The organism is Mucilaginibacter sp. SG538B (assembly GCF_013376065.1).
Taxonomy (GTDB): domain Bacteria; phylum Bacteroidota; class Bacteroidia; order Sphingobacteriales; family Sphingobacteriaceae; genus Mucilaginibacter; species Mucilaginibacter rubeus.
The window spans coordinates 1,543,418-1,569,722 of sequence record NZ_JABMJI010000001.1 but is presented as its reverse complement, the minus strand read 5'-3'; the positions used below and the strand labels follow the sequence as shown (position 1 = coordinate 1,569,722).

20 protein-coding genes are annotated in these 26,305 nt (G+C 43.2%); 10 read left to right on the top strand and 10 right to left on the bottom strand.

Annotated elements, in window-relative coordinates; genetic code table 11:
- Nucleotides 1-41: 41 nt before the first annotated feature.
- The 4 genes from FHW88_RS06320 to FHW88_RS06305 all read right to left on the bottom strand — a co-directional run bounded on the left by FHW88_RS06320 (nt 42) and on the right by FHW88_RS06305 (nt 7,932).
- Nucleotides 42-1,562 (bottom strand): RagB/SusD family nutrient uptake outer membrane protein, encoded by a 1,521-nt coding sequence (locus FHW88_RS06320; protein ID WP_176623970.1) that lies wholly within the window; start codon nt 1,560-1,562, stop codon nt 42-44.
- 41 nt (nt 1,563-1,603) lie between these two features.
- A complete protein-coding gene (locus FHW88_RS06315) occupies nt 1,604-4,669 on the bottom strand; it encodes a SusC/RagA family TonB-linked outer membrane protein (RefSeq protein WP_176623967.1) in 3,066 nt (1,021 codons plus the stop codon).
- A gap of 575 nt (nt 4,670-5,244) precedes the next feature.
- On the bottom strand, nt 5,245-6,594 hold the full coding sequence (locus FHW88_RS06310) for a Gfo/Idh/MocA family protein (RefSeq protein ID WP_176623965.1): 1,350 nt from the start codon (nt 6,592-6,594) through the stop codon (nt 5,245-5,247).
- A gap of 24 nt (nt 6,595-6,618) precedes the next feature.
- Nucleotides 6,619-7,932: a DUF3472 domain-containing protein gene (locus FHW88_RS06305; RefSeq protein ID WP_175489911.1), complete on the bottom strand. Its 1,314-nt coding sequence runs from the start codon at nt 7,930-7,932 to the stop codon at nt 6,619-6,621.
- A gap of 416 nt (nt 7,933-8,348) precedes the next feature.
- Between FHW88_RS06305 and FHW88_RS06300 the strand changes: the two genes are divergently transcribed.
- The 3 genes from FHW88_RS06300 to topB all read left to right on the top strand — a co-directional run bounded on the left by FHW88_RS06300 (nt 8,349) and on the right by topB (nt 12,518).
- The gene (locus tag FHW88_RS06300) at nt 8,349-9,374 is read left to right on the top strand and encodes a LacI family DNA-binding transcriptional regulator (protein WP_090524728.1); all 1,026 of its coding nucleotides are present in this window, start codon (nt 8,349-8,351) and stop codon (nt 9,372-9,374) included.
- A gap of 83 nt (nt 9,375-9,457) precedes the next feature.
- Nucleotides 9,458-10,543, top strand: coding sequence for a phosphotransferase enzyme family protein (locus FHW88_RS06295; protein WP_090524726.1), 1,086 nt, complete (start codon nt 9,458-9,460; stop codon nt 10,541-10,543).
- Nucleotides 10,544-10,658: 115 nt separating this feature from the next.
- Entirely contained in the window at nt 10,659-12,518 is a 1,860-nt protein-coding gene (topB, locus tag FHW88_RS06290) for a DNA topoisomerase III (protein WP_176623963.1), read from the top strand.
- Here the strand turns inward: topB and FHW88_RS06285 are convergent.
- On the bottom strand, nt 12,508-12,663 hold the full coding sequence (locus FHW88_RS06285; protein ID WP_175489910.1) for a hypothetical protein: 156 nt from the start codon (nt 12,661-12,663) through the stop codon (nt 12,508-12,510). The genes topB and FHW88_RS06285 overlap by 11 nt on opposite strands.
- Before the next feature lie 6 nt (nt 12,664-12,669).
- Between FHW88_RS06285 and FHW88_RS06280 the strand changes: the two genes are divergently transcribed.
- Nucleotides 12,670-13,281 carry a hypothetical protein gene (locus FHW88_RS06280; RefSeq protein ID WP_090524723.1) on the top strand — a complete coding sequence of 204 codons (612 nt, stop codon included), beginning with the start codon at nt 12,670-12,672 and terminating at the stop codon, nt 13,279-13,281.
- Between the two features lie 65 nt (nt 13,282-13,346).
- On the opposite strand, the gene xth is transcribed toward FHW88_RS06280, so the two are convergent.
- The 3 genes from xth to FHW88_RS06265 form a co-directional block, all read right to left on the bottom strand.
- Nucleotides 13,347-14,126, bottom strand: a complete 780-nt coding sequence (gene xth / locus FHW88_RS06275) for an exodeoxyribonuclease III (protein WP_090524720.1) — start codon at nt 14,124-14,126, stop codon at nt 13,347-13,349.
- A gap of 111 nt (nt 14,127-14,237) precedes the next feature.
- On the bottom strand, nt 14,238-14,429 hold the full coding sequence (locus FHW88_RS06270) for a hypothetical protein (RefSeq protein WP_139159915.1): 192 nt from the start codon (nt 14,427-14,429) through the stop codon (nt 14,238-14,240).
- Between the two features lie 42 nt (nt 14,430-14,471).
- Nucleotides 14,472-15,488: a hypothetical protein gene (locus FHW88_RS06265; RefSeq protein WP_176623961.1), complete on the bottom strand. Its 1,017-nt coding sequence runs from the start codon at nt 15,486-15,488 to the stop codon at nt 14,472-14,474.
- Nucleotides 15,489-15,671: 183 nt separating this feature from the next.
- On the opposite strand from FHW88_RS06265, the gene FHW88_RS06260 reads away from it, so the two are divergent.
- The 6 genes from FHW88_RS06260 to FHW88_RS06235 are packed head-to-tail and all read left to right on the top strand — an operon-like array spanning nt 15,672 to nt 22,989.
- Complete coding sequence (locus tag FHW88_RS06260; RefSeq protein ID WP_176623959.1) at nt 15,672-16,520, top strand: ATP-binding cassette domain-containing protein; 849 nt, start codon at nt 15,672-15,674, stop codon at nt 16,518-16,520.
- Complete coding sequence (locus tag FHW88_RS06255) at nt 16,513-17,283, top strand: hypothetical protein (protein ID WP_176623957.1); 771 nt, start codon at nt 16,513-16,515, stop codon at nt 17,281-17,283. The genes FHW88_RS06260 and FHW88_RS06255 overlap by 8 nt, the downstream gene beginning before the upstream one ends.
- Nucleotides 17,284-17,294: 11 nt before the next feature.
- Complete coding sequence (locus tag FHW88_RS06250) at nt 17,295-17,702, top strand: GntR family transcriptional regulator (protein WP_112655279.1); 408 nt, start codon at nt 17,295-17,297, stop codon at nt 17,700-17,702.
- Nucleotides 17,686-18,423, top strand: coding sequence for a hypothetical protein (locus FHW88_RS06245; protein ID WP_176623955.1), 738 nt, complete (start codon nt 17,686-17,688; stop codon nt 18,421-18,423). The genes FHW88_RS06250 and FHW88_RS06245 overlap by 17 nt, the downstream gene beginning before the upstream one ends.
- A gap of 17 nt (nt 18,424-18,440) precedes the next feature.
- Complete coding sequence (locus FHW88_RS06240) at nt 18,441-19,328, top strand: ABC transporter ATP-binding protein (protein WP_176623953.1); 888 nt, start codon at nt 18,441-18,443, stop codon at nt 19,326-19,328.
- A gap of 22 nt (nt 19,329-19,350) precedes the next feature.
- Nucleotides 19,351-22,989, top strand: coding sequence for an ABC transporter permease/M1 family aminopeptidase (locus tag FHW88_RS06235; RefSeq protein ID WP_176623951.1), 3,639 nt, complete (start codon nt 19,351-19,353; stop codon nt 22,987-22,989).
- Nucleotides 22,990-23,046: 57 nt separating this feature from the next.
- On the opposite strand, the gene FHW88_RS06230 is transcribed toward FHW88_RS06235, so the two are convergent.
- Both FHW88_RS06230 and FHW88_RS06225 read right to left on the bottom strand, forming a co-directional pair.
- Nucleotides 23,047-24,675 carry an alpha-L-fucosidase gene (locus FHW88_RS06230; protein ID WP_176623949.1) on the bottom strand — a complete coding sequence of 543 codons (1,629 nt, stop codon included), beginning with the start codon at nt 24,673-24,675 and terminating at the stop codon, nt 23,047-23,049.
- An 83-nt stretch (nt 24,676-24,758) separates the two neighbouring features.
- Entirely contained in the window at nt 24,759-26,291 is a 1,533-nt protein-coding gene (locus FHW88_RS06225) for a SusD/RagB family nutrient-binding outer membrane lipoprotein (RefSeq protein ID WP_176623948.1), read from the bottom strand.
- Nucleotides 26,292-26,305: the final 14 nt, after the last annotated feature.

Here is a 26,305-nt window from a genome sequence, read left to right as displayed (position 1 = left end):
TTGAAGGCTGTATACTCTTTACTAATATTTGAATTGTATGCTTATTGCTGCCTGCCCGCATTATTCAGCTTGGGGTTGATGTTAACCTGGTTAAGCGGATATGGGAAATACTCGTCGCGCGGCAACTGTACGGTATTGGTTTGGCCAACACGTTTCAGATAGGCGTTCACGATCACATCATATTTGCCAAAGCGTTTCAGGTCGGCCCTTCTTTTGCCTTCATAATATAGCTCCCAGCCGCGTTCCTGTAACAATGCATCGCGGAAAGTTGCCTGGGTCAAATTAGCCTGCACCAATAATTTGGCATGTGAGCGGCCTTTAACCTGGTTTACTAATGAAACAGCCTCTGCGGTTGGACCATTCAATTCGTTTAAAGCTTCGGCGCGACTTAATAACACATCTGCATAGCGTAAAACATCCACACTATGGCCATCATAGTAAGTGTTGGCCCCATTTGGATCGGCATACTTCATGGTTGCAACATCCGGCATATACAATACTCCATCCGGAGCGGTAGCGCCCTGCGAAGGGGCTTGTTTGTGGGTTAAGCCGTCGACGCCCTGGTATTGGGTGAAGAACATCTTTTTACGGTCATCCTCATCGCCATAGCTGTTGTAAAAATCCCAGGTTACAGCGTAGTACTGCCACCTGTCGGTTAACACCGGATGGCTTAGCGGACCGAAGTGGTTCAATAACTCTGTTCCGTTAACGTTAGCATCGCTTAATACCGAGAAGATATTTTCAGAACACCAGGTGTTTGATTCTTTAAACAAACCCTCATAAGTTGGATATAACTGGTAAATACCCAAATCCATTACCTGTTTTGTAAGGTCGGCCGCTTTTTGCCATTGGTGCTCACGCAAATAAACCTTAGCCAGCAGGAACATCGCCGCACCTTTAGTGGCCCGGCCAACATCGTTAGTTGTGTAGATATCACTTTTTGTGTAATCTTTAGGCAAAACATTGATTGCATTTTGCAGGTCGCTGATCATCAGCGCGTCAACATCCGCAACAGGGCTTGGTGCAGTTTGAGCCTTATAATCAGGATTGGCTATATCTTTTTCGGTAGTTAAGATCACCGGTCCCCAGGCATCAGTAAGGTCAGAGTAAGCTATAGCACGTAAAAATTTCATCTCGGCTAAAAACTGATTTTTCTGGGCATCTGTAATACTTTTCATTGCCGAAATATTATAGATAGCGTTATTGGCGTTGGCCACCAATTTATAGATCTGCCTGTAATCTTCAGCTATCAAACCGTTGGCCGAGTTCCATTGCACCAGTGACAGTTGTCCCGGGTCGCCGGCGTAGCTACAGTGGCCTACATCAGTAGTTAAATCGGTAAGGGCGAAGTGCCTTACCGTCCAATAATCAAAATTGTCACCAACCGCCGGACCTTTTAAGCGGGCATAGACTGAGTTAACCGCTGCAATGGCGTCAGACTTGGTTAAGAATGCGTTTTGGCTTGTTAAGCTGCTGTATATTTTAGGCTCGAGGTTGGTTTTGTTACACGAAAACTGTGTAACTACCGCGGCTGCTAAGAGTAGAATATTATATTTTTTCATTTTGACTAAAATTTTGTTGATCCCCTAAATGGATAATTTCATTAATGGATAGATGCCTTAATACCGAATGTTATCGTTCTGAATGCCGGGAACGAGTTAAAGTCTAAACCGCCACCGGTAGCACCAGAATGTACGTTAACTTCCGGGTCGGTACCTTTATAGCCCGTAATTGTCCATAAGTTTTGTGCTTCCGCATAAACCCTTATTCCCTGTAAAATTTTCAGGTGCTGAAACAATGATGAAGGGAAGTTGTAAGCCAGTGTAAGTGATTTTAAACGTACATAAGAAGCATTTTCAACAAAGCGCGAGTTTACATAGCTGCCGTAAGTACTTAGATAATAACCTTCGCGAGGGATAGAGGTATTTTCGTTTTTACCTGCAACAAACCTGTTTAATCCAGCTACACCTGTAGTTGACTCTAATACCATGGCATTCATGTTGTACAGGTAATAATCAAATGCGCCCTGGAAGAATATCCCCAGATCAATGCCTTTGTAATGAAAATCGTTACCAAAACCTGCCATGTAATGCGGGTTAGAGTTGCCCAGGTAAGTGCGGTCGTCCGGGGTAATTTTACCGTCGCCGTTCACATCTTTGTATTTAGGGTCACCTGCTTTTGAATTTGGCTGCGGTGCATATTTTTCACCGGTTTTCACTACGCCTTCGTAAACGTAGCCATATAGCTCACCTAATTCAATACCCGGTACAACCCTTGTAAATTCCTGTCCGGAAACAGTACCGCTTGGGTTCGCAGTATTGGTACTGATCACGGTTACTCCCGGACCTAAATCCAATGCTTTTTGCTTATTGTAAGCAAAAGTAACCGTACTGTTCCATGACAAATCTTTACCACGCACATTGTTGGTATTTACAGAAAGCTCGATACCACGGTTTTGAATAGCGCCGCCGTTTACATACTGATTACTGAACCCCCATTGCTGTCCTATAGGGATCTGAATTAACAGGTCGGTTGTTTTTTTACTGTAATAGTCGATACTTGCATTAATACGGCCATTGGCGAAACCCATATCCAAACCAACATCAAACTGCCTGGTGCTTTCCCATTTTAGATTAGGGTTAGCCAATGTTTTTGGTTCTATCCCTGTTTGAAGATTACCGGTTTCATTCAGTACTACACCATAAGGCCCAAATGTTGAAAGATATAAGCTCGCAGGGATACGGTCATTACCGGTAACACCGTAACTAACACGCGCTTTTAAGTTTGAGAAGGTATTCAGATCTTTTATAAAATCATCATCGGTAAGTTTATAAGCTACTGCGCCTGCGGGGAAAAAACCTGAACGCTTGTTTGAACCGAAGTTTGACGAACGGTCGTCACGATAAGAGAACGAGGCTAATAACTTATCCTTATATGCATAATTAAACCTTGTAAAATATGAGGTCAACATAGCCTCTGCCTTACTGCTGCCATAACCATTTACCAATGATCCGGCACCAAGGTTGTAGTATAAGAATGCATCGGTTGAGAAGCCTTTAGCACCGGCACTTAACCCTTCGGTAACATCTTTTTGATTTGATGTGCCTAATAAAACAGTGAAGTCATGATCCTTAGCAATGTTGAACTTATAGGTAAAGTAATTTTCAACTATCCATCTGAAAGCTGATGATGTTTGCTCACTGGCAACACCACCCTGCTTGGCGCCTGCTATGGTAGTAGTAGGCAGGTACTGGCCTGCTGTAGTTTGAGTGTATTCGGTACCGGCCGTAAGATGATAAGTTAAGCCATTAATTATTTTATAGTCTAAGCCGATATTGGCGTTAATCAATTTATTGCCGCTATTGTTTGTTGGTTCCAAAAGGCCGGCCAAAGCGTTAGTCTTTGTACCCTGGGTAACGTAATAATTATAAGTACCATCGGCATTATATGGTTTTACGTTTGGTGGTGCAGTCAATAAACTAAATAATGGCGCGGTTATATCGCCGGAGTACGATTGCAATGTTGAGCTTGAGCTGGCACCATAAAAATTAGCGCTGATCTTCAGGTTTTCATTCATTGTTTTCTCAGCTCCTATCCTTGCAGTATATCTTTCAAAACCGGTATGTTGCAACACACCAACCTGTTTAATATGATTACCAGCAACATAGATCTTTGAATTCTGATCACCTGAACTTAAACTGATGCTTTGATTTTGAACTGTTGCGTTGCGGGTTGCAAGCTTTAACCAATTGGTGTTGGCCACCTGGAAACTTGACGGGTACGGCTGTGGTTTACCATCTTCAATAGCTGTAGCATTCTGAATATCAGTATACTGCTGCCCGGTTAACAGATCCGGCTTATACCTTAGATATTGCGTACCGCCTGATATATCGGCATCCAAAGAAACCTTGCCGTTTTTTCCTTTTTTGGTGGTGATCAAAACAACGCCGTTACCGCCCCTTGCTCCATAAATGGCTGTTGCAGAAGCATCCTTTAATACCTGGATATCTTCGACGTCATTAGGGTTAACCTGGTTGCCATTATCGCTGATAAAACCGTCAACTACATATAAAGGAGAGGTTGATGTATTGATAGAGTTGCCACCCCTTACAGTGATATTAATCCCTGAGCCCGGCGCAAAACTGGCCTGTTGTACCTGCACACCGGCTGCTTTACCCTGAATGGCCTGACCGATATTAGTAGTTGTACCACCAAGTGTAAGGTCATCACTTTTTATTGAACTAACCGATCCTGTTATATTTCCTTTTTTAACGGTACCGTAACCTACTACTATTACTTCGTTCAGTTTATTAAGGTCCTCCTGTAAAGTGATAGTAACGTCTGAAGAACCGTTAATCGATACTTCCTGTGGTTTATACCCTACATAAGAAACAACCAACACTGTTGAATTGCCCTTTAATGTAATTTTAAACTTACCGTTGACATCAGTTGTAGTGGTATTTTTGACACCTTTTTGGGTAACGGTAGCACCAATTACAGGACCGTCTTTATCTTTTACGCTACCGTTGATTATTGTTTGCGCGTTGGCAAGTACCGGCAATAATAGTAGCAGGCAACAGCACATCAACTTAAAAAGGCCATTGATCTGCCTCCTTAAATAAATGTGTTTGCTGAAGCCCTGATCGGGGTTTGAGTAAATTTTAATCATACGTGGTGGGTGTTAGTATTAATTAATTGTTAGTTTTTTGTTGTGATTTAGCCTTGTTTTTGAATATTGGAAATTAGAGATACAGGATTTTGAAAGCAAAAAATCGCCCCTCCAAACACAGCGCAAACGTTTGCTTTGGGTAAAAACAGGCTTACGCAAACGTTTGATTCAAAGTATTTTGCAGTGAGAAAACTTAATTTTCAGAGGCGTTCAGCGCGTTAAACAGGTAATGGGAGGGATAAAATGGGCATCAATTTTATGGATTCTGCCTATTTGAGGATTAAGTCTGAAGAATTTGATTATAAGCGCGTTGGAATATCATTTACAATCACGCTCGCCACTGCCCGGCCGGCGCTCATAGCAGTTAGCATAAGCGGACAAGGGGGTTAACAGGGTTAACACAAATTCAATTATTCATATATAAATATCTAATAATCAACTAAATACAAAAAACAGGGGTTACACTAAAAAGCTACCGCTGTGCCGGAGCCAGGGGCAGCTATGATTGTTTAAAAAAATAAAGCCCGGCTTTTGGCCGGGCTTTACACAAAACATGCAAAAAATATAAACGATAATTAAAAGCCGCTGTCATCAAGCGCGAAGGTATTTTTGCGCTCTTTCCATTTACCGCGGGTAAAATCAGGAAACGCTATGCTGGCATTACCTTCTTTTAATGATTTTGTTGATAAAGGCGTAATTACACTCATGGTAACAGAATCATAAACATCAATAGGTGTTTGGCGTTTTTGCTTTACTGATTCAACAAAGGCGTTAAACACAAACCAGTCCATACCACCGTGACCGGCACCTTCGGCAAATTTTTCGTATTTTTTCCAAAGCGGGTGGTCATATTTATCAAACCATTCTTTTGCCGGATCCCATGAGTCATCTTCTTTTGATTTATGATCGATATACACGCTTTTGTTTACATCCATCCACAAACCCTTAGTACCCTGCACCCTGAAACCTAATGAATATGGGCGCGGCAGGTGCGTATCATGGCTCAGCATTATGGTTTCGCCATTGGCACAGTTGATCATGGTAGTAGTTACATCTCCGTTTTTGTAATTGATCTTAGCGTTCGGGTGACCGGGCGATAATTCTTCTACGTATGCTGCCAAACCCTTTGCTTTAGTGCTAAACGATACCAGGTTGGTAAAACGGTTACCTGCATTGATATTGGCATAGTGCATACATGGGCCTGCACCGTGAGTTGGATAGATATCGCCATCCACATCGATATTGAACTGCGTACGCCATTGGGCCTCGCTCAGGGCTTTAGGGCCAAACTCAACGCCGCCACCGTAATATTGCTTACCGTTATTGAATAATACTCCTCTTAAATTATGCTGATATCCGCCTTCTAAATGGATGATTTCGCCAAACAGGTCATGGCGCACCATGTTCAAGGCTGCCATCACGTCACGACGATAACAAACGTTTTCAAGCGTCATGTATGGGATACCTGTTTTTTCAGACGTATTAACGATGTCCCAGTGGTCTTCAACCGTAAGACCGGCAATTACCTCGCAGCCTACATATTTACCGGCTTTCATGGCATCAATAGCCTGCGGGTGGTGAAACTGCCATGGCGTAGCAATAATTACCGCATCGATATCTTTATGGTCGAGCAGTTTTTTGTAAGCATCCAGTCCGCCGGTGTATTCCTTTACGGGGGCATGGCCTTTTTTGGCGATGTATTCGCGGCAAATCTTCAGTGAGCTTTCCTGTGTATCACAAATGGCAACGATCTCCACATCATCGCGAAGCAAACCTTCGGCAATATGGCTCATGCCGCGGGCACCTACGCCTATGTAACCTAAACGGACTTTCGCAGGTGCCGATGCAAACAGCCTTCCTGACGGTAAAATGCTAAAACCGGCTGCCGCAATCGCGCTGGTTTTCAAAAATTGTCTTCTTTCCATATATAATATTGAGGTTTTTGGGGCTTATTTATTAGGGAGTTTTTCAAAATCAATTACAGGCTTTTGCTTTGTTGCGTTGCGATCGTACGGAGTTTTAAGCGGTACGTAATTGTTAAAAAAACCTCCGTTTTGAAGAAAGAACTTGTCGCCTTCCTTTCCTCCTGCATAATCCTTACGATAGTTGGCATTAGCCGTAGCGTCGCCGGTATAAATGGCATGGGTAAGCTCCTGCCAGTTGTTTTCGCTGTCACCTATCCACTGGTTAGTAAAATAAGCTTTGCGGATCTTATCGCCATTTTCAGGTTCAAAATTTTCCACAAACGAATACAAATGAGTTAAATAAGTGGCCTTCTGCGGGCGGGTAAAGCTGGCTATTAAAAACCATTTCCCGGCAGTTACATCTTTAAAATATGCGGTATAAGTGGTTGTGTATTTTGCATTATCCGGCTCGGCGCTAAGCAAAAAGGCGTAAGCTTGCCCGGCTTTCCATGGGAAACGCATATAACTTTGGCCTCCCGAGCCCTCATTCCCGAACTCACCTATATGCACATTACTGCCACTCTTAACCCGTTTAATGCGCATGCTATCCGGGATACTCTTCGGATCTTCAGTATTAAAAGGGCTCCATACTGAAAATAGCACCCTTCGTTCGGTTGCGGAATTTACCTGCATACCGAAATATCCTTCTCCAAAACCATCTGCCATAAAATAAGAGCCTATCACGTCCTGGCCTTTGGGCACGATAATCTCGTTATAAAACCATTTTACTTTATTCTCTTTGTCGGTGGGGACTGGGTAGCGTAAATGCACAGAAGGCCCCCTTCTGCCAAAATGAAATGAGCTGCCTTTTGCAACATATGAAATATCATTATCCGGCTTTTGCAGGGTAATTACCAGGTCAGATACATCTGCATAAACAGTCCCGGTTTTACTGATGCCTTTTAAACTGATCTTTACATAACCCGGCCGACTGATGTGAACCTTCCCAAAACTGACAGTATCAAAGCTTGTGTTGCTTATTTTTTTGACGACAGCATTTTTTCCTGCCGATACCAGCAGCGTACTGTTCCCCTGCGGTACCCGTACCACCAGCGCAAGCTCAAGGTCCTGTGCAACACTAACCCTGAAATAAATATTACAGGTTGATTTTATGCTTCTCAGGCCAATCAAACCTTCATCGGTTATAGTATCCGGCGCGCTTACCCAGGCATTACCACCAAAAGGGATAACATGACGCAGTTTTGAAGCATCAATGTGTACCGTCTGTGCAATGGCAGCTCTATTTCCTATGCAAATAAACAATATTGAAAGACAAATTATAACGGTTTTCTTCATCATTGGGTTATAACACAAGTATCGTTTCATAAATGTACTCGCATTAGTGGCTTTAAGAAAAAATAAATGTTTCAATTTCAACGCAAACGTTTGAAAAATGGGCATAATTATCCCTTAACTGGCATTAATTGAAAAACAGATATTTATCAAACATTATGGGTTGATGACTTCGGCTTCTAAAATTGGAGGTAAATATGCCTGCTAAACGATTATTTCTTTATTGCAGATAAGCGAGGCTCTCTAAATAAAATTAAAAGGGACTATATGGCATTGCCAATATTCAAATCTCCACTATACTAACCGGCCAACCTATGCAAACCGATGATTTAGCCACGCAAACGTTTGCAATGCAGTTAATACAAGCTATTTCATAATAATCGCTTAACTTTAACTATAAAAACAACATTAGCCCGTAATTAATGCAAACAAAGCCAACTACTATAAAAGAGATAGCACAAATATTAGGCATCTCGGTTTCTACAGTTTCAAGGGCCTTGCATGATCATCCGAGCATAGGACTCACCACAAGGGCGAAAGTTAAAAAGCTGGCCGGCGAGTTAAACTATGAGCCTAACCAAACCGCTATTTTTTTGCAAAAGGGCAAAACCCTCACCATCGGGGTCATTTTACCCGAGCTTTCGGAGGCTTTTTTCTCCTCGGCCATAAGCGCTATTGAAGATACTGCCTATAAAAAAAATTATACCGTATTGCTGGCACAATCACATGATGATGAGCAAAAGGAAAAACAGCTGGTTGAAAAAATGAAAAACCACCGGGTTGATGGCCTGCTTGTATCGGTAGGGAAAAATACCTCCTCGTACCAGCATTTTGAAAACTTAAAAAAATACAATATCCCGGTAGTTTATTTCGATAGGATCCCGGCTATACCCAACATCCATTATGTAGCCTGCAATATGGAAATCGGCACCATTGAGGCAGTGAGTTACCTGCTAAAAAAAGGTCACCGGGCAATAGGCATGATCAACGGGCCGCAAACCATGGTTGCTACCGGTGAGCGTAAAGAGGGCTACATCAAAGCCATGACCAAAAACAGGCTTAAATATGACCCTTCACTCATAGTTTCGTGCGACCTTACCGAAGAAGGCACCAGGAAAGCGTTAGATGAATTATTGGCCAGCAAACGCAAACCAACCGCTATAGTAACCTTTAATGATTATGTAGCACTTTTTGCTATTAAACATGCCAGTAAACTAAACATCAGGATCAATAAGGATCTTGAATTTGTAAGCTATGCCAATTTACCGCTAATCAATTATATGGAGAATATTCCCGCCGCTTCGGTTGAACAATTCCCATATTTACAGGGACAAAAAGCAACTGATATTTTGATGGACCTGCTGCACCACCAGGGTACCGGCGGCAATGAACCAAGCGCCTTTTACAAGGTGATCATTGAATCGCAACTGGTTGAAAACAAAAAATAAACCTAAACAAAAAAACACTCAAACGTTTGCGCATGGCTATCGTTTATGAAATTAGCTATGTTTGATGAGTTAACGTCTATAATATGTTTGATGATATCCTTATAAATTTTGGATTAAACGTTTCTGAATACCATATCCGGCCTTTTGGTTCGGGTTTAATAAACTATACTTATAAAATAAGTGGTGCTAACCATTCCTATATTCTTCAGCAAATCAACGTCGCTGTTTTCAAAAGGCCCCATCATATCGACAGCAACCTTGTACTAATCAAAGAGTATCTTGATAAACACAAGCCAGGTTATTTATTTGTAGCCCCGCTAAAGAATCAAAACGGGAAATCGATCATTCAAGCCGCCGACGGTAAGTTTTACCGGCTTTTCCCATTTATTGAAGGGTCACATACAGTAAACTTTTTGCAGGATACAAAGGAAGCCTATAGCGCCGCGGTGCAGTTTGGCCGGTTTACCCGTTTGTTAAATCATTTTGACATCAGCAAACTCGAATACACGCTTCCGGATTTTCATAATCTAAAATTACGGGTTGCACAGTTTGAACAGGCTTTAAAAACAGCCGAACGCCGAAAACTGGAACAGGCAGCTAAGGAAGTAAAAGCTGCTGATGATCATATCAACATATTGCATACCTATAACCTATTTACAACCAATAACGAAATCCCGCTCCGGGTGATCCACCACGATACCAAAATAAATAATGTGCTGTTTGACAAAGAGCAAAACGCGCTATGTATTGTTGACCTTGATACAGTAATGCCCGGCTATTATTTAAGTGATGTTGGCGACATGATGCGTACCTATTTGTCGCCCGCCAACGAAGAGGAAAAAGATCTGGATAAGATTATCATCAGGACAGATTTTTTCAGAGCGATATATAAAGGTTATATGAGTGAAATGAGCAACATCCTTACTGAAACTGAAAAACAGTATTTCACCTTTTCGGGCAAACTAATGATCTATATGCAGGGCCTCCGTTTTTTAACAGATTTCTTAAATAACGATATTTATTATGGTACACAATATGAAGGGCATAATTTGATCAGGGCTAAAAACCAGTTTAAACTACTTGAAGGTTACATCAATGCCGAACCTGTATTTAGTGAAATAATTGCCGGTGTAGATAAAGAATTACTGACCACTGCCAACGGCATTTAACCTGTCGGGCCGCACAATGTTACCAACAAACCTTGCACAGGCCTCGCTAAATTCATACTTTCGACGCCCGTATTGGCAGCAACCGGCCTAAACCGGGGCACGGGAAACAACATTTATGAAAGTTATTATAGCCGAAAAACCATCTGTAGCCAGGGAAATTGCCAAAGTTTTTGGGGCAACTACAAAGAAAGACGGTTATATTGAAGGCAAGGGTTTCACCTTTACCTGGGCTTTCGGTCACCTGCTGCAGCTTGCCGCCCCGCAGGAGTATGGTTATTACGGCTGGAGCGTTCAGCACCTGCCGATGCTGCCTCAAAAGTTTAAGCTCTCTATTCGTAAAGTAAAAACCAAGGATGGTTTGGTGGATGATCCAACAGTAAAAAAACAACTGGATACCATTCAAAAGCTATTTGATGAATCCACTGAGATCATTGTAGCAACGGATGCCGGGCGCGAAGGGGAACTCATCTTTCGCTATATTTACTATTACTTAAAATGCAAAAAGCCTTTTAAAAGGCTCTGGATCTCATCGCAAACTGATGAGGCTATCAAAGAGGGCTTCCGTAACCTGAAGCCCGGCAGCGATTATGATACACTGTTCAATTCGGCCCATTGCCGTTCCCAGTCGGACTGGCTGGTAGGTATGAACGCCACGCAGGCACTTAGTCTTTCATCGGGGATCCGTGGCGCGGTACTTTCATTAGGCCGGGTGCAAACCCCCACCCTTGCCATGATCTGTTCTCGGTACCTGGAAAACAAAAACTTCGTACCCGAAACATTTTACCAGGTAAGCATTCACCCCGATAAAGACGGGCAGGTATTTAAAGCGATATCTGCCGAAAATTATAAAACAAAAGATGAAGCACAGGCCGTGCTTGACAAGGTACAGGATATTGAAGGCGGCTTTCCGCAGGGCGGTCATATTTTACAGGTAGAAGCAAAACCACGTAAAGAACCACCTCCTTTGCTGCACGACCTGAGCAGTCTGCAGCAGGAAGCCAACAAACGCAAAGGTTTCACCGCCGATCAAACCCTTACCATCCTCCAAAACCTTTACGAAAACAAACTGGTTACCTATCCCCGTACCGGCAGCCGCTATATAGGCGACGATGTTTTTGCAGGCGTGCCTGCACTGATTGAAAAGCTGGAACAACATCCGCTGTTTGGCAAACAAGCCATTGCGTTGGGCAGCGCTACGCTTAACAAACGAAGTGTAAATGCAAAAAAAGTAACAGATCACCACGCCGTGCTTACTACCGGCGAAAACCCGCACCAGCTTTCGCCTGATCAGCAAGCTGTTTACGACATGGTGGCCGGCCGTATGCTCGAAGCATTTCATCAGGATTGTATTAAGGAAGTCACAAAAATTGTGGTGCAATCGGGCGCTAAATTCAACGCCAGCGGAACGGTGATCCATACTGCCGGCTGGCGTTCTGTATTTAACGATAAGGAAGACGACAAAAAGGACGAAGAGAACGCAACGCTGCCTAAAGTAACCCAGGGCGAAAACCTCCCGATAACAGCCAAAGCCCTGCTCGAAAAGCAAACCAAACCCCGGCCACTATACAACGAAGCCACCCTGCTTAAGGCATTGGAAACGGCAGGCAAAGAGATTGACGACGAAGAGCTGCGTTATGCCATGAAAGATAGCGGCCTCGGAACGCCGGCAACAAGAGCAGCCATCATCGAAACCCTGCTTAAACGCAATTATATTATCAGGGAAAAGAAAAACCTGGTACCCACAACTACCGGCATTGCCGTTTATGAGGTAGTAAAAAATCAGCAGATAGCCCAGGCCGAACTTACCGGAACATGGGAAAAACGTCTGGAAGAGATCCGTTCAGGAGCATCCGTTACCGAATTCCAGAACGAGATCAAAACCTATACACGAGCCATCACTTCCGAATTACTGGCGCAGGGAAAATCATTGAAAATCCCGGCTGTGGAAGCAGTCGGGAGTAAAGTTACAGCCTAAAGGATGGCGACATGAATAGCGCTATCAATAAGAATAACAGGGCCTTAACTGCAACTACTCCGGCGCTGGTTAAAACGTTAAGTGTCGATTTTACTTTGGTAACACGATAAATTTGATATTCGTCCGTATAAAAGCTTACATTCATTGCATTATGGATCTAACCACGCTTATTGTCATTACCATTATAGTTTTTATTATAGCATTTGCGGCTTTCAGGTTATTTGATGTTAAGAAGAAAAAGAAGAAACTTGAATTGGAGCGATCAGCAAGGATTTTACCACTTTATAAAAAGGCGGAAGCGTCTGCAGGTTTAACCGCCGAAGATGTTTTGCCCTTTGCCCAAAATCTGCTTACCCGCTACGACACCTTTTTGTATTTAAAAGAACTTGAGGAATTACACTTGTTCCCGGAGGCATACCTTACGCTTATTAAAGGGGCGGAAAGCTCACTGGCCCAATGGCTGGAGTTCCCTACCGAATTGGATGCCTGCCCCGACGAAATTGAACATATTAAACGGGTTACCATTGATTTTGACGGCAGAAACAATTTTATCCACTACGAGGTGTTTAAATACCGTGTAAACCCACCCCACTGGGCTGCTAAAAACGGGTGGATGCTTGGCGTTGTCGGTCCGTTTTTTGACGATAGCAAACCTTATGATTTCCCCGGGGCTACTTTTAGCAGGGTAAACAGTACCATTGATAAAGTAACCCCGGAAGAAGAGGCCAAATGGGTACACGAAAACATTGGTATGCGGAGGTAAGCGCAACAAGTTTTGAACCAGACTTACGAAGTTTTAAAAACTTCGTAAGTCTTCAATTCTTAAACTCATTCATCATCCTTCAGTTCAATCCAAACCGGTGCGTGATCGCTTGTTTTTTCCCAGCCTCGTACATCCCGGTTTACACCTGCAGCTACCAGACGTTTTTCCAGGTGAGGGCTCAGTAAAAAATGATCGATCCGTAAACCGGCGTTACGGCCGTAGGCATCGCGGAAATAATCGAAAAAGGTATAAATCACTTCGGTAGGATAAATTTTGCGGATAGCATCCGTCCAGCCCTGTTCTACCAGTGTTTTAAAGGCTTCGCGTGTTTCAGGGCGAAAGAGCGCGTCATTTACCCAGCGCTCGGGTTTATAAACATCGAGCTCGGTAGGCATTACGTTATAATCGCCGGTTAATATAACCGGTTTATCAGCAGCAAGTAAACCGGCTGCGTGAATTTTAAGGCGTTCAAACCAACCTAATTTATAATCGAACTTGGGTCCGGGTGCAGGATTGCCGTTAGGCAGGTACAGGCAGCCAATGGTAATACCATCAACAAGTGCTTCAATATAACGGCTATGCTCATCTTCCGGATCGCCGGGAAGTGCGCGGCATACCTCTGTAATTTCCCTGTCTTTTGCCAGTATTGCAACGCCGTTCCAGCTTTTTTGGCCATGCCAGATGGCTTTATAACCTGCATCAAGTATGGCCTGCTCCGGAAAGTTTTCCTGTGGAGCTTTAAGTTCCTGCAAGCAGGCAACGTCAGGGGATGTTTCCTTTAACCAGCGGAGTAAAACAGGCAGGCGCCCATTTACACCATTTACGTTATACGTAGCTATTTTCATGATGCAATTTAAATAGTTTAGGTTATATCATGCATGTTCCAAAATATTAAAAGCACGGCCACCCATCGCAAGCAATTAGTTGCAATGATTCATGAGCGGTAAATTATTCCCTTACTTTTCAAACTCATCCGGGTCCACTTCAGGCTGGCTTGGCTCAGTATCGGGGATTTCATTCGGGATATTTTCCGGCGCTTCTTCGGGCATTTCCGGCTCTCCGGGGTCCGTAGGCTGCCTGATCTCCGGCCGCTCCGGGTTTACCGGCATTTCATCTGGCTCGTTTGGCATGGTTCTCTTCTTTGACATATCTTAATAACCACCAAGCCCGGGATAGGTTTTCCTAAATGACTATTTAAGGGCCATAATGTGCCTTGTTTCCTGCGAAAACTGGTCTATCTTTTTCGTGCTGGAAAAGCTTTTAATAACTAATGCTTTTTGCTTGTTAGATCCCGGTACCTGGAAATACATGTTAATATCGGTACCCGAGTAAACGAAATTATAGGTACGCCTGGTGATTTGAAAATTAATAAAATCGGCAAAGGCAAAAGTCTGATTACCGACACCAAGCGGATTGATCCTGCTTACAGTCTTGTTCGCCGTATCGAAAACTATTTTAGTAAAGGCGGAAAACACAAACGCTGCTCCCCCCAGCAAAAATCCCCCAATAACTAAAACCTTATGAAAAAGGTCCGAATCATGAGTCATAGATTGATTGATGAATTCATTTAAAGCAAGGGCTATCAAACATAAACCAATCAATAGCCCGCCAATCCACTTACGCTTAATTGCATAATAAGGCGGGTGGGTGTCATAAAATTTATAATCGGTAATAGCTGTATCGGCATAAGTGGGCTCAATGTAACCCGTCGAAAGGAATTGCATAATTACCGGGAACGCTTCCTGGGTTAAGGCAATTGCGTTCGCATCATCATTCTTTGTATAATTTGCCGATACTACAACCCCTTTTCCATATTTGTTTCTTTTTGGAAAAGCGCGATAATTATAGCCCCCCATGGTATTACGCACAACGCCTATGTTATCCAAATCGTCAAATTTTTCAGAACGAATATTAAGCCAACCAAAAAGTTTTTTACGCATTACCCGTGCACTGCTATCAAAAACCACTGATGTACGGCCAACTCCCCACAATATGCCAACAATAATCGTCAGCCCCAGGAACATGGTTATCATAAGCGATACGGATTGCGAGGGGTCGGGATAAAGTGTTTTACAAAAGAAAATGATAAATGCCGTAAATATTACCGCGAAACCAATGCTAAGTACATTATAAATACGATAAGGATACAATGTCACCCGCTCGCTTTCAATATCCCAGCGGGTTTGTGCAATTTTTTTTAGTGCCATAAAGGTTTAAATTTAGTATCCATTAAACAAGCCTTTCTTAGCAAGGTTTTAACTATGAGGTAATATTTCCAACCTGACTAAATCTTATTGCAATACGCTGTCATGATCCCATTAAAAAACCTCTTGCATTTTAAAAATGTTTAATTACATTTGTAGTGTACTACCATACTAATACACTATAAAATGATTCAAATAAGCAATTTGAATTTTAGCTACAACAGCCGGAAGCCCTTGTTCAAAAATCTGAACCTTTCGTTAAAGGCCGGCCACATTTATGGCCTGCTGGGTAAAAACGGAGCAGGGAAATCAACCCTGCTGAAAAATATTGCCGGCCTGGCTTTTCCGCAATCGGGCAAATGTCTTATCAACGGAACAGAAAGTTCAAAACGATTGGTATCAACCTTACAAAACCTTTATTTTATTGCGGAAGAGGTTTACGTGCCGGCGTTAACTCCGGGACAATTTTTGGACAGGACAGCGAGCTTCTACCCTGCCTTCAGCATTACCGACTTTTACAGTTATCTGAAAATATTGGATATTGATCCCGATCTGCTGATGACCAAAATGTCATACGGGCAGCAAAAAAAGATGATCATCGCTTTCGGGCTGGCTACCAATACCAGCGTGCTGATCCTTGATGAACCTACCAACGGGCTTGATATCCCTTCAAAGGTCCAGTTCAGAAAATTGATCGCATCGGTTTTAAATGAAGAGCGCTGCATCATTATTTCAACCCATCAGGTAAGGGATTTGGACAGCCTCATTGATACCGTGTTGATTTTGGATGACCACCGCATAGTGATTGAAAATACGGTAGACGAGCTTACCGAGAAACTATTTTTCGGTGTTTTTAAAGACCTTACCGGGATGAATGCGCTGTACGAAGAAGAAACCCTCATGGGCAAATACGCTATTGTACAAAACACCACCGGCAAGTACGGAAAAATGGACCTTGAGTTATTATTTAACGCAGCAACAACCAATAGCAGCAAATTACTAAACGCACTAAAACCAAGCACAAATCATGAATAATTACTTCAGTTTAAAGCGCTTTGGCCTGTTGTTTATGAAGCACACTGTTGAGCATTACCGCGCCTATTTAATGTCGGCAGCGGTTTTGGCAGGGGTATTTTTACTTGGCGGTTCGTTTGTGTTTTATATGATCCCGGGTCCGGTAGATGCCGGCTTTCAGATGGCCATGTTTGGAGTACTCATGATTATCGCAGGGCCATTATTTACAAGCACTGTTTTTACTGATCTGGGTGATAAGCGCCGGGCAGTTCCAATGTTAACCCTGCCTGCATCACAACTCGAGAAGTTTATGGTCGGCTGGGTTTATTCGTATGTTATATTCCTTTTGGTGTACACAGGCGTTTTTTACCTGGTATTATTTATCCTGATCAATCTCAAACCCTGGCCGGCGCATCAAATTGAAATACTCACCCTATTTCAGGATAAATTTGTACTGGTGATGATATTGTTTTCCTTGCTGCATGCCGTCACGATATATGGAGCAATCCGGTTCGAAAAATTACACTTTATAAAAACAGGTTTCAGTTTCTTTATTTTTTATGCACTGCTAATCCTTGTGAATACAGTGTTCGTAAGATTTATTGTTGGCAGGCCAATCAAACCGGTAACGCCTTTTTCATTTCTCAATTTCCAGGATGGTATGAACTTTTACTCCATTGGTTTAAATGCGCAGCAATCTGCCTGGGCTTTTATTGTGATTCCTATTATATCGCTGCTGATCTGGATAGCGGCATATTTTAGGTTTAAGGAGAAACAGGCTTAAAAAAGACGATCATGGAATTTAAAGATAACGAAGCGATATACCTCCAGATAGCGGCTTTTGTGAGCGATCAGATCCTGATGGGCAAATGGCCCGGCGGGCAAAAGATCCCATCGGTACGTGATATGGCAGTTGAGCTGGAAGTAAACCCAAATACGGTTATGCGATCGTACGAATTTTTGCAGGGGCTCGAAATTATTTATAACAAACGCGGCCTGGGTTTATTTGTGGCAGAGGATGGCTTTGACAAAGTAAAAGCTTACCGCAAAGAAAACTTTGTGCGTCAGAACTTACCCGAACTTTTTAAAAACATGTACCTGTTAGGTATATCGATAGATGAGATCAGCCTTCAATATCAACATTTCCAGGCGCAACAAAATAATGAATTAAACCAGGCAAGCAACGATGAAAACAAGCAATAAATTCTTACTTACCGCGGTATTGTTACTGATAGTTTCGGTTGGGATCTATGACTTTCAGCTAAAAGCAGAATATTTTAAAGGTGAGTATAAAAACCCTTATAATGGCTTTAACAACCTAAATTTCCAAAACTTCAAGGTTATTGAGCTTGGTTCATCAACGGCTATCAATATTATGCTGGTTCAAGGGCCATTCAAAGTACTTGCTGACCCTGCCGCCATGGAGTTCATGAAAATTGAACAACGGCACGATTCGCTCTTTATTCGTGCCGCGTTTAAAGATAACTTTCATAATGTACAAGCCCCAAACGTTCTGTACATATCCATGCCGCAATTAAACGCGTTTTACGCCGATGCAAAATATAAGGCAGGCGACACTCAAATTGTCGATACCACTGCCGCGCAAGACTTCAAATGGCGCGCTACTACCATCAGTGGTTTCAACGGGGACGGGCTCAACATTATCCAGGACAATGCTTCCACTGTCCTGCTAAAAAACAACAAGTTTAATGTATTAAATGCCGTCATAGGCAAAAGCTACAATAGCTCTTCAAATCTATCTATTGAAACAGGTAACCAATTCAGTAAAACCAACCTCGATATCCGGAACAAAAGCCGCTTGTGGATCAAGGACGATAGCCTCAGCAACATAACCTACAAACTTGCCGACAGCGCTAAACTCGTCCTGAATGGAAATACAAGGATGATCCGTAATAATAAATGACCAAAACTTAGCAAATCATGAAATTAGTAATCAACTCACTCTCCAAAACCTATGCCAACGGCGTACATGCTTTAAAAGATGTTTCGCTGACCCTTAATAATGGCATGTTTGGCCTGCTTGGCCCAAACGGAGCCGGTAAATCATCACTGATGCGTACCATAGCCACCCTGCAGGAAGCCGATAAAGGCAGCATTTTTTTAGATGACCTGGACGTATTGAAAAACAAAACCGCGGTACGCCAGCTGCTTGGTTACCTGCCGCAGGAGTTTGGGGTTTACCCAAAAATATCGGCCGAACGAATGCTTGACCATATTGCCCAGCTAAAAGGTGTTGGCAACAACGCCGAACGCAAAGACCTTGTACTTCAATTACTGGAAAACGTAAACCTTTATAAAGACCGGAAAAAGCACCTTGGCACCTACTCCGGCGGTATGAAACAGCGTTTTGGAATAGCACAGGCACTAATCGGTAATCCCAAACTGATTATTGTTGACGAACCCACAGCAGGCCTTGACCCGGCCGAACGAAACCGTTTTTACAACCTGCTGAGCCGTCTGGGTGAAAACACCATCGTGATCCTGTCGACCCATATTGTTGAGGATGTAAGCACACTCTGCGCTAATTTCGCTATCATTTGCCAGGGCGAGGTTTTATACTCAGGTGACCCGGAAAGCGCGGTAAATGAACTGAACGGAAAAATTTACAGCAAGGTGATCACCCAATCAGAACTGGGCTTTTACAAAGATGATTACCAGGTGATATCAACGCAGCTTAAAACCGGCAAACTCCATATCCGCATTATAAACGAAGCCGATCCCGGCAACGGTTTTATCAGCAGCACGCCAAACCTGGAAGATGTGTACTTCAGCAACATCGCCACACGTATAGATGTAGATACCATTTAAAACTACTATAAACCAATAGTTTATGTTTCTTAAAATATTTCTGTTCGAGATCCGGAACCGGGTCCGCAGGCCAGCCGTTTACCTTTATTTTTTGGCAGCACTGATATTTACAGTGTTCACTTTTTCAACAGGCTCGTTACCATTAGGCGAAAAAGAGCACATCAACGCGCCTTATGTACTTGCGTTGTGGTGTTCGGGCATCACTATGATGATGACGCTTGTGAGTTCATCAATTATGGGCACTGCCTTATACCGCGACATTGAATACAACACAAAAGATTATTACCTAACCTACCCTATCACCAAAGCAGGTTATTTCTGGGGCCGTTACCTGGGCTCGTTCGTTTTCATGCTCCTGATCTCAACAGCGGTTATCATTGGCGCCTTAATAGGCACCAAACTGGGCCCTGCTATGGGATGGACGGATGCAAAACAATACGGCCCCAATAACCTCATTTACTATCTGCACCCGTTTTTCACAATCGGGCTGCCTAACGTTTTGTTCACTTCTTCATTGTTTTTTGGACTTGTAGCCATCACCCGCAATGTAAAGGTTATTTACTTTGGCGGTATCCTGCTGTTCCTTTTTTACTTCATCGCGTTGTTTTTTCTTAACCATATTAACAACCCCACGGTAATAAACCTCAGCGATCCTTTTGGGCTTAACGGTATCAGGATGCAAACCAGTTCTTCAAGCATCATTGAGCAAAATACTACCTTATTCCCGGTTACCGGTACGTTTATGCTCAACCGTGTATTATGGGGCGGTATTGGGATAGTTATTGTGCTTTTCACTTATTTCAGGTTTAGCTTTGAGCGTTTCTTTAGCGGCAGGCGTGATAAGGCTGCTATTGACGAGGCAGGCACAAAAACTAAAACCCAGGTAACTATTAAACCAGTTGTTATCTTTACAGGCAAATACAACAGGAATACCTTATACAACCTGGTAAAGGTTGAGCTGCTTAACATCATCCGCGATAACTACTTCTGGATCATATTAATCGCCGGCAGCTTATTCCTCGGTTTTGTATTCTGGCTTGGCGACAACAGGAATGGCGTACCGGATTTTCCGCGTACAGTTACGTTGTTGGCGATCTTCAACGATGCCTTTCCCTTTTTCATTTTCTTTATCCTGATGTTTTATACCGGCGAAACCCTGCACCGTGACAGGGCAACCCGCTATGCATTTATCAATGACTCTCTCCCGCCTCCAAACTGGATTTTAAACGGATCGAAGCTCATCACCTTATTACTTATTAGTACCGGCTTATCCTTCCTACCCATACTAACCGGGGTTATCGTTCAATTATTAAAAGGTTATCACACATTGAATCTATCAGTGTACTTTCTCTACATAGCCTACATATTGCTGCCCGCTTTGCTGCAGATGGTTGTTTTTTGCTATGTTGTGCACGTTGTTATCAACAACAAATTTGCAGCCCATGGCATAGGCGTGTTTTTATGGGTGATTGTTTTCTTTTTGCGCAAAACCGGCACTTTTGATTATAATCTGCTGCTGTACTCGTACACCCCATCGTCGGGAATATCTGATATGACTGGCATAGGGCATATGGCAGCGCCCATTAGCTGGTTCAACCTGTACTGGATGTTGTTTGCTGGTTTGCTGATCGTTGTTTCGGGATTATTTTATTACCGAGGCGTAACATCGTCCTTTAAAGAACGATTACGCCTGCTACCTCAGCGCTTCAATCGCAGTACAGCCTTGATCACTGTAATAGTAGCCATAGCATTTTTGGCTGTAGGCGCATGGAATTACTACAATGTGAGCTTTTTAAACAACTATCTCATCAAGTATGAAAATACCGCAAGGGCCGTGCAGTATGAAAAATCGCTCAAAAAATATGAGCACCTTTCCCTGCCTAAAGTAACCAGCATAAAAATGCAGGTAGAGCTTTACCCGGATAAACAACAGGTAGCCACACACGCATTGGTAACCATCATCAATAAAAACAAAGTTGCCATATCACAAATGCTGCTCGACGGCGATGAGCTCACCAATTATTCGCTTAAAACCAATGGCGTATTGGTTCCGTTTACTACCCCGCTGCTTTATCCCCGCGGATTTTTCAACTGGTTCAGGCCGAAGACAGATACTGCTGACTTCCGGTTATACAAGTTCATAAAACCGCTAATGCCGGGCGATTCATTAACATTAGAGATCAACTCAGAAATAGTGCATAAAGGGTTTACCAATGGCATGTATGCTGCAGCTCTCATTAACAACGGTACCTTCTTTAACGGAGGATTACCGGGTTTAGGCTACGATGAAGATGACGAATTAAACAGTCCTTATGAACGCAAAAAGGCTGGTTTGCCCGAAAAAAAGCAGGAGGAAATACAGCAAAATAATACTGAAGGCATCAATACACTTAAAGCAGGTAGGGCCGCCGATCTTTTGAAACTTGATGTTACAGTTGGCACACTCGCCGGTCAAACAGCTATTGCTCCGGGGCAGCTCGTAAAAAACTGGCAGCAGAATGGCCGTAACTACTTCCATTATGTGCAGGATAAGCCCGGTATGTATATGCCAATGGGGATTATATCCGAAAGACTGGCCGTAAAAAAAGCCGCTGTTCAACTGGACCACAACGTAAATATCGAGGTTTATTATAATCCTGAGCACAGCACCAATATCGACAGGTATATCGCGGCTTATAAAGATGGTTTAAATTATTACAGCAAGGTTTATGGTGCCTATCCGTTTAATGATATCCGACTGGTGGAAACTTCTGTTTACGGTCCGCAGGATGCCTCCATGACAACGCTGGACACTTACGCAGAATACTTTGGCTGGAATGCCGATTTCAGGGATCCCAATAGCTTTGATTATTGCTATGCCAATACAACAAGGCTGCTGTCGCAACAATGGTGGCGTTTCCAGACAGCCCCAAACAGCACTGTAGGAAGTTTAGTGATCCCCGAGGGCCTTTCAAACTATGATCAACTGGTAATGTCCGAACATAAATACGGTAAGGACAACATGCGTTATATCGTTTTAGACCAGTTATGGTATTACCTGTTTATCAGGCGGCACCTTAATGAAAACGAGCATCCCTTGATCAAGGCCAATCAATGGTTTTTATGGGGTGGAAAAGCAAGCGTGGCACTGTATGGTTTGCGCGACCTGATTGGCGAAGACAGTCTGAACGTGGCACTGCGCGAATTTAAAAAGGCCTATACTTTTAAAACAGACGGCCCGTTTGCCGGCGCCAACAATCTTTATCAATGCCTTCAAAAGCATGTGCCCGATTCGCTGCAGTATTACCTTACCGATACCTGGCAAAAGATCACACTATATGATAACAGGGTGGTTGAAGCCAGCAGCAAACCGACAGGTAATAAAAATGAATATAAAATTACTTTTAAGCTTGATGTTAGCAAAGTTTGGAAGGATGCCAAAAACAACGATATCCCGGCTGTAAACATGAACGATTATATTGATATCGGGATTTTCGGTAAGCAGGTTCAAGGTGCCGGTAACCGGATGGTGAGTAATACCCTGTACATCAAAAAGTATAAGCTTAAACGCGGGGTACAGCAAATCAGTGTTATTGTTAAAGGCCAGCCCGCCTCTGTAGGCATCGATCCGTTCAGTAAACTCATTGACAGAAATCCTAACGATAATATCAAAGACCTTTAAAAGCAAAAAACGGGGTTGCGCAAAACGTACCCCCGTTTTTCATAATCTCACCAAATTTTACGGCTTAAATAATTTGTTCTCCCCTTCTATTTCAACATTAGCCTGTTCAACTATAGCCTTGTATTCGTAATCGGCTTTTAGTGGAATGGTCGCTTCAAAAGTGCCATCAGTCTTAATATTTACCCAGGTGCCGGCTGTCCACTTACCTGCATATAAAGTTTCTACCTGTCCATGGTAAGGGCGATAATCAAACCGGGCCCTTTTTGCCGAAATACTTTTGTAATTCAGGATTTTACCTTTTAAAACTGCACCGGTCTTTATTTTTGAACCCGCACCTGTTTCAACAATGGCGGCTTCTTTAAAAACGGGGTCAACATTTTCCAGTTTGATCACTACCGGATTAGGCCAGCGGTGATCATCATAAATACGCTGCGCCTTTACAACAGATACTTCAAGCCCCTTATCGGTTTGCTTATACCGGCAGCTTACATCATCGGTTTTATATTCAATCACCTTACTATTTTGCCCCAATACGCTTACTTGAGTCTGATCATTGGCGATGGCAGAACGGATCAGAAAAGTTTTGCGGCTCCCCTCCTTCCAATCAGCCGCATTGGTAACAATGGCATAAAGTGTATGCCCGTTTTTAGCGGTAAACCAGGTATCGCCCTCCTTGCTGATCACCCAACTTCGCACACTGTCAATACATTCGCGGTTAACAAAATACCAGGTCGACACTTCCCGTAACCGCTCTTCCTGTTCAATGGGCAAGGCGCCATCAGGCTTCGGGCCAACGTTTAACAACAGGGAGCCACCTTTGGCCCTCGCCTCTATCAATAAACCAATTAACTGGGTGCCCGATTTATAGCGCTCGTTAGTTGGCTGATATCCCCAGGCAGTTCCCATCGTAATGCATGACAGCCATGGCTCATTGATCATGGCACCCGGCATGATCTGTTCGGGGGTTTTGATAGCACCCCGGGTTATCAGCAAGTCCGGCTGTAACTTCCAGCAGGTTTGCTTTACCACATCCTTAGGATCGCCATCTATAAAAAGTATATCTATTTTACCATAATTGGTCATCAGTTCCTCGCATTGCTTCCGGGTGTATTCGTCATATTCATGGCGGGTTTGGGCATCCATCTTCACATCGGTACGACTTATAGGTATATGATGATCGCGAAGAAAATTAAAGTCCTCGGGCGAAAAATAAAATCCTACCTGCAAACCTGCTTCGCGAGTGGCATCCACAAACTCTTTTAACAGGTCTTTCTTGTATGGTGTATGGGTTATACTAAAATCGGTTGTTTTGGTATCCCACATACAAAAACCCGAATGATGCTTGGTAGTAAACACAATGTATTTCATGCCGGCCAGTTTTGCCAGCGTTGCTATCTGGTGCGGATCAAACTTGGAGGGATCAAAAGTTTTGGGCAGCTCATTAAAATAACGGTTTACGTAATCGTCACTTGCCCCAACCAGCGAGTGACTGATCACCACACCCAGCTGGCTATCCATACTAAAATGAATAAACAAGCCCAAGCCGGTATTTTTAAGCCACAGTTCGCGCTCGGGTTTGTTCAGGTTATAATTACTTGCATTATCATCCTTAACCAAATCATTTTGTGCCGATACGCGCTGAATACAACAAAGCAGCAATAGGAAAAAAAGGTATTTCTTATACATCAAAAAAAGGTTAAAAAAATCAGGGAAGGCCCCACGCCCTCCCCGAAACAACATCAACTAATTTAACAAATCAAATTTTAACATTATTGTTTATCCCACCACATCCTGGTTAAAAAATCATCCGGTCCCTGGCGAGATATGGCAGCTGCATATGATGCAGCATTTAAATTCTGCTCGCCAACAGGGTACAGCATCCTCCTGAATATTTTACCGCCTGTAGCATTACCAACATAATTATTTGGTACAAGTGCGGGGTAGCCGGTACGCCTATAGCTTGCAAAAACCTCTTGTGCATCAGGAAATATGCCAACCCAAAACTGGGTATAGATCTGCTCCATTTTTTGATCAAGCGTGCCGCCTGTATTGAATGGATGCGCGTTGATATAAGAGTTTATTTGAGCTGTTGTTATGGTGCCTGCACTGCCGGCAATGATGCTCCATTGACGCATGGACGCCGCAATGCCATTTTGGTATAATGACTCGGCGGTAGCAGCGGTATACCATCCCCTTGCAGCAGCTTCAGATAATAGGAAGTAACTTTCGGCAGCTGTAAAAACCAATCGCGGAGAATTTAACAGTAATATAGTTTTAGGATTTGGCTCTGAATAGGTTACAAAATCGGCAGGTTTGGCATTTAATCCTGCTGACATACCTTTTTGAATAGCTGAAGTAGTATCAGCTACGCCGCCGTTCCACACTACAGATACTACGGCCAGGCGCGGATCTTTATTGGCTTTCAGATAATTAATAAACACATCCTGGTACTTGCCTCCTTCGGTATTGGTACTGCCGTTACCTGCAATATAATCGTTGTTATAAAGATCAAGCGCTAAAGGGTTTTTGTTGATGTCCTGGCCGGCACCAACGTAAGCTACTTTGGCCACATCGGCATCATCTAAAATAACACCGCCCGCTATAGCTTTTGTTGCCCATGTTTGCGCTTGAGCGATATCAACTTTGGTCATGCGCATGGCACACCTGAGCATAAGCGAGTAAGCAAACTTTTTCCACTTTACGGTATTGCCGCCATAAATTAAATCGGCCGAACCGAAAGTTGTCTTGGCAGCATCAAGGCTTTGGGCCGCCTGGTCAAGCTCCTTCAACAAATCGGCATAGATATCTTTTTGTGCATCGTAAGCCGGCTTATATATAGCCTGATTATAACCCTGTGCAGCCTGCGAATATGGGATATCGCCATACAAGTCGGTAAGCCTGCTGAAGCAATATACTTTCCAGATCCTCGCTTCGGCCTGCAGGTTTACCAGTGAAGCATCGGTGCCAACTGCCTTTAAAACCTCACCTAATTCGTTGATCTCATTAGGATAAGCATTGGAGAAAGCTGCCGCCGACTGCGGGCCCTGGCTCAATACATATTTTGACCCGAAACCGGCCACGTCATTAAAACTGGTGGTGTACTGCATGGTGCCCAGTAACAAATCAAGCATACGTGCTGTACCGTCATATTGAGATTTGGTAAAAATGTACTGTGGTACCGCTTTTGATGATGCATCAGGGTTGATGTTTAGCGTATCAAAGTTTTTAGTGCACGATTGTGTGGCGATAATGCCAAGCATTATTAGTGCGTAATAAATATATTTGGTTAAATGTCTTTTCATCGTATTCAATTTAA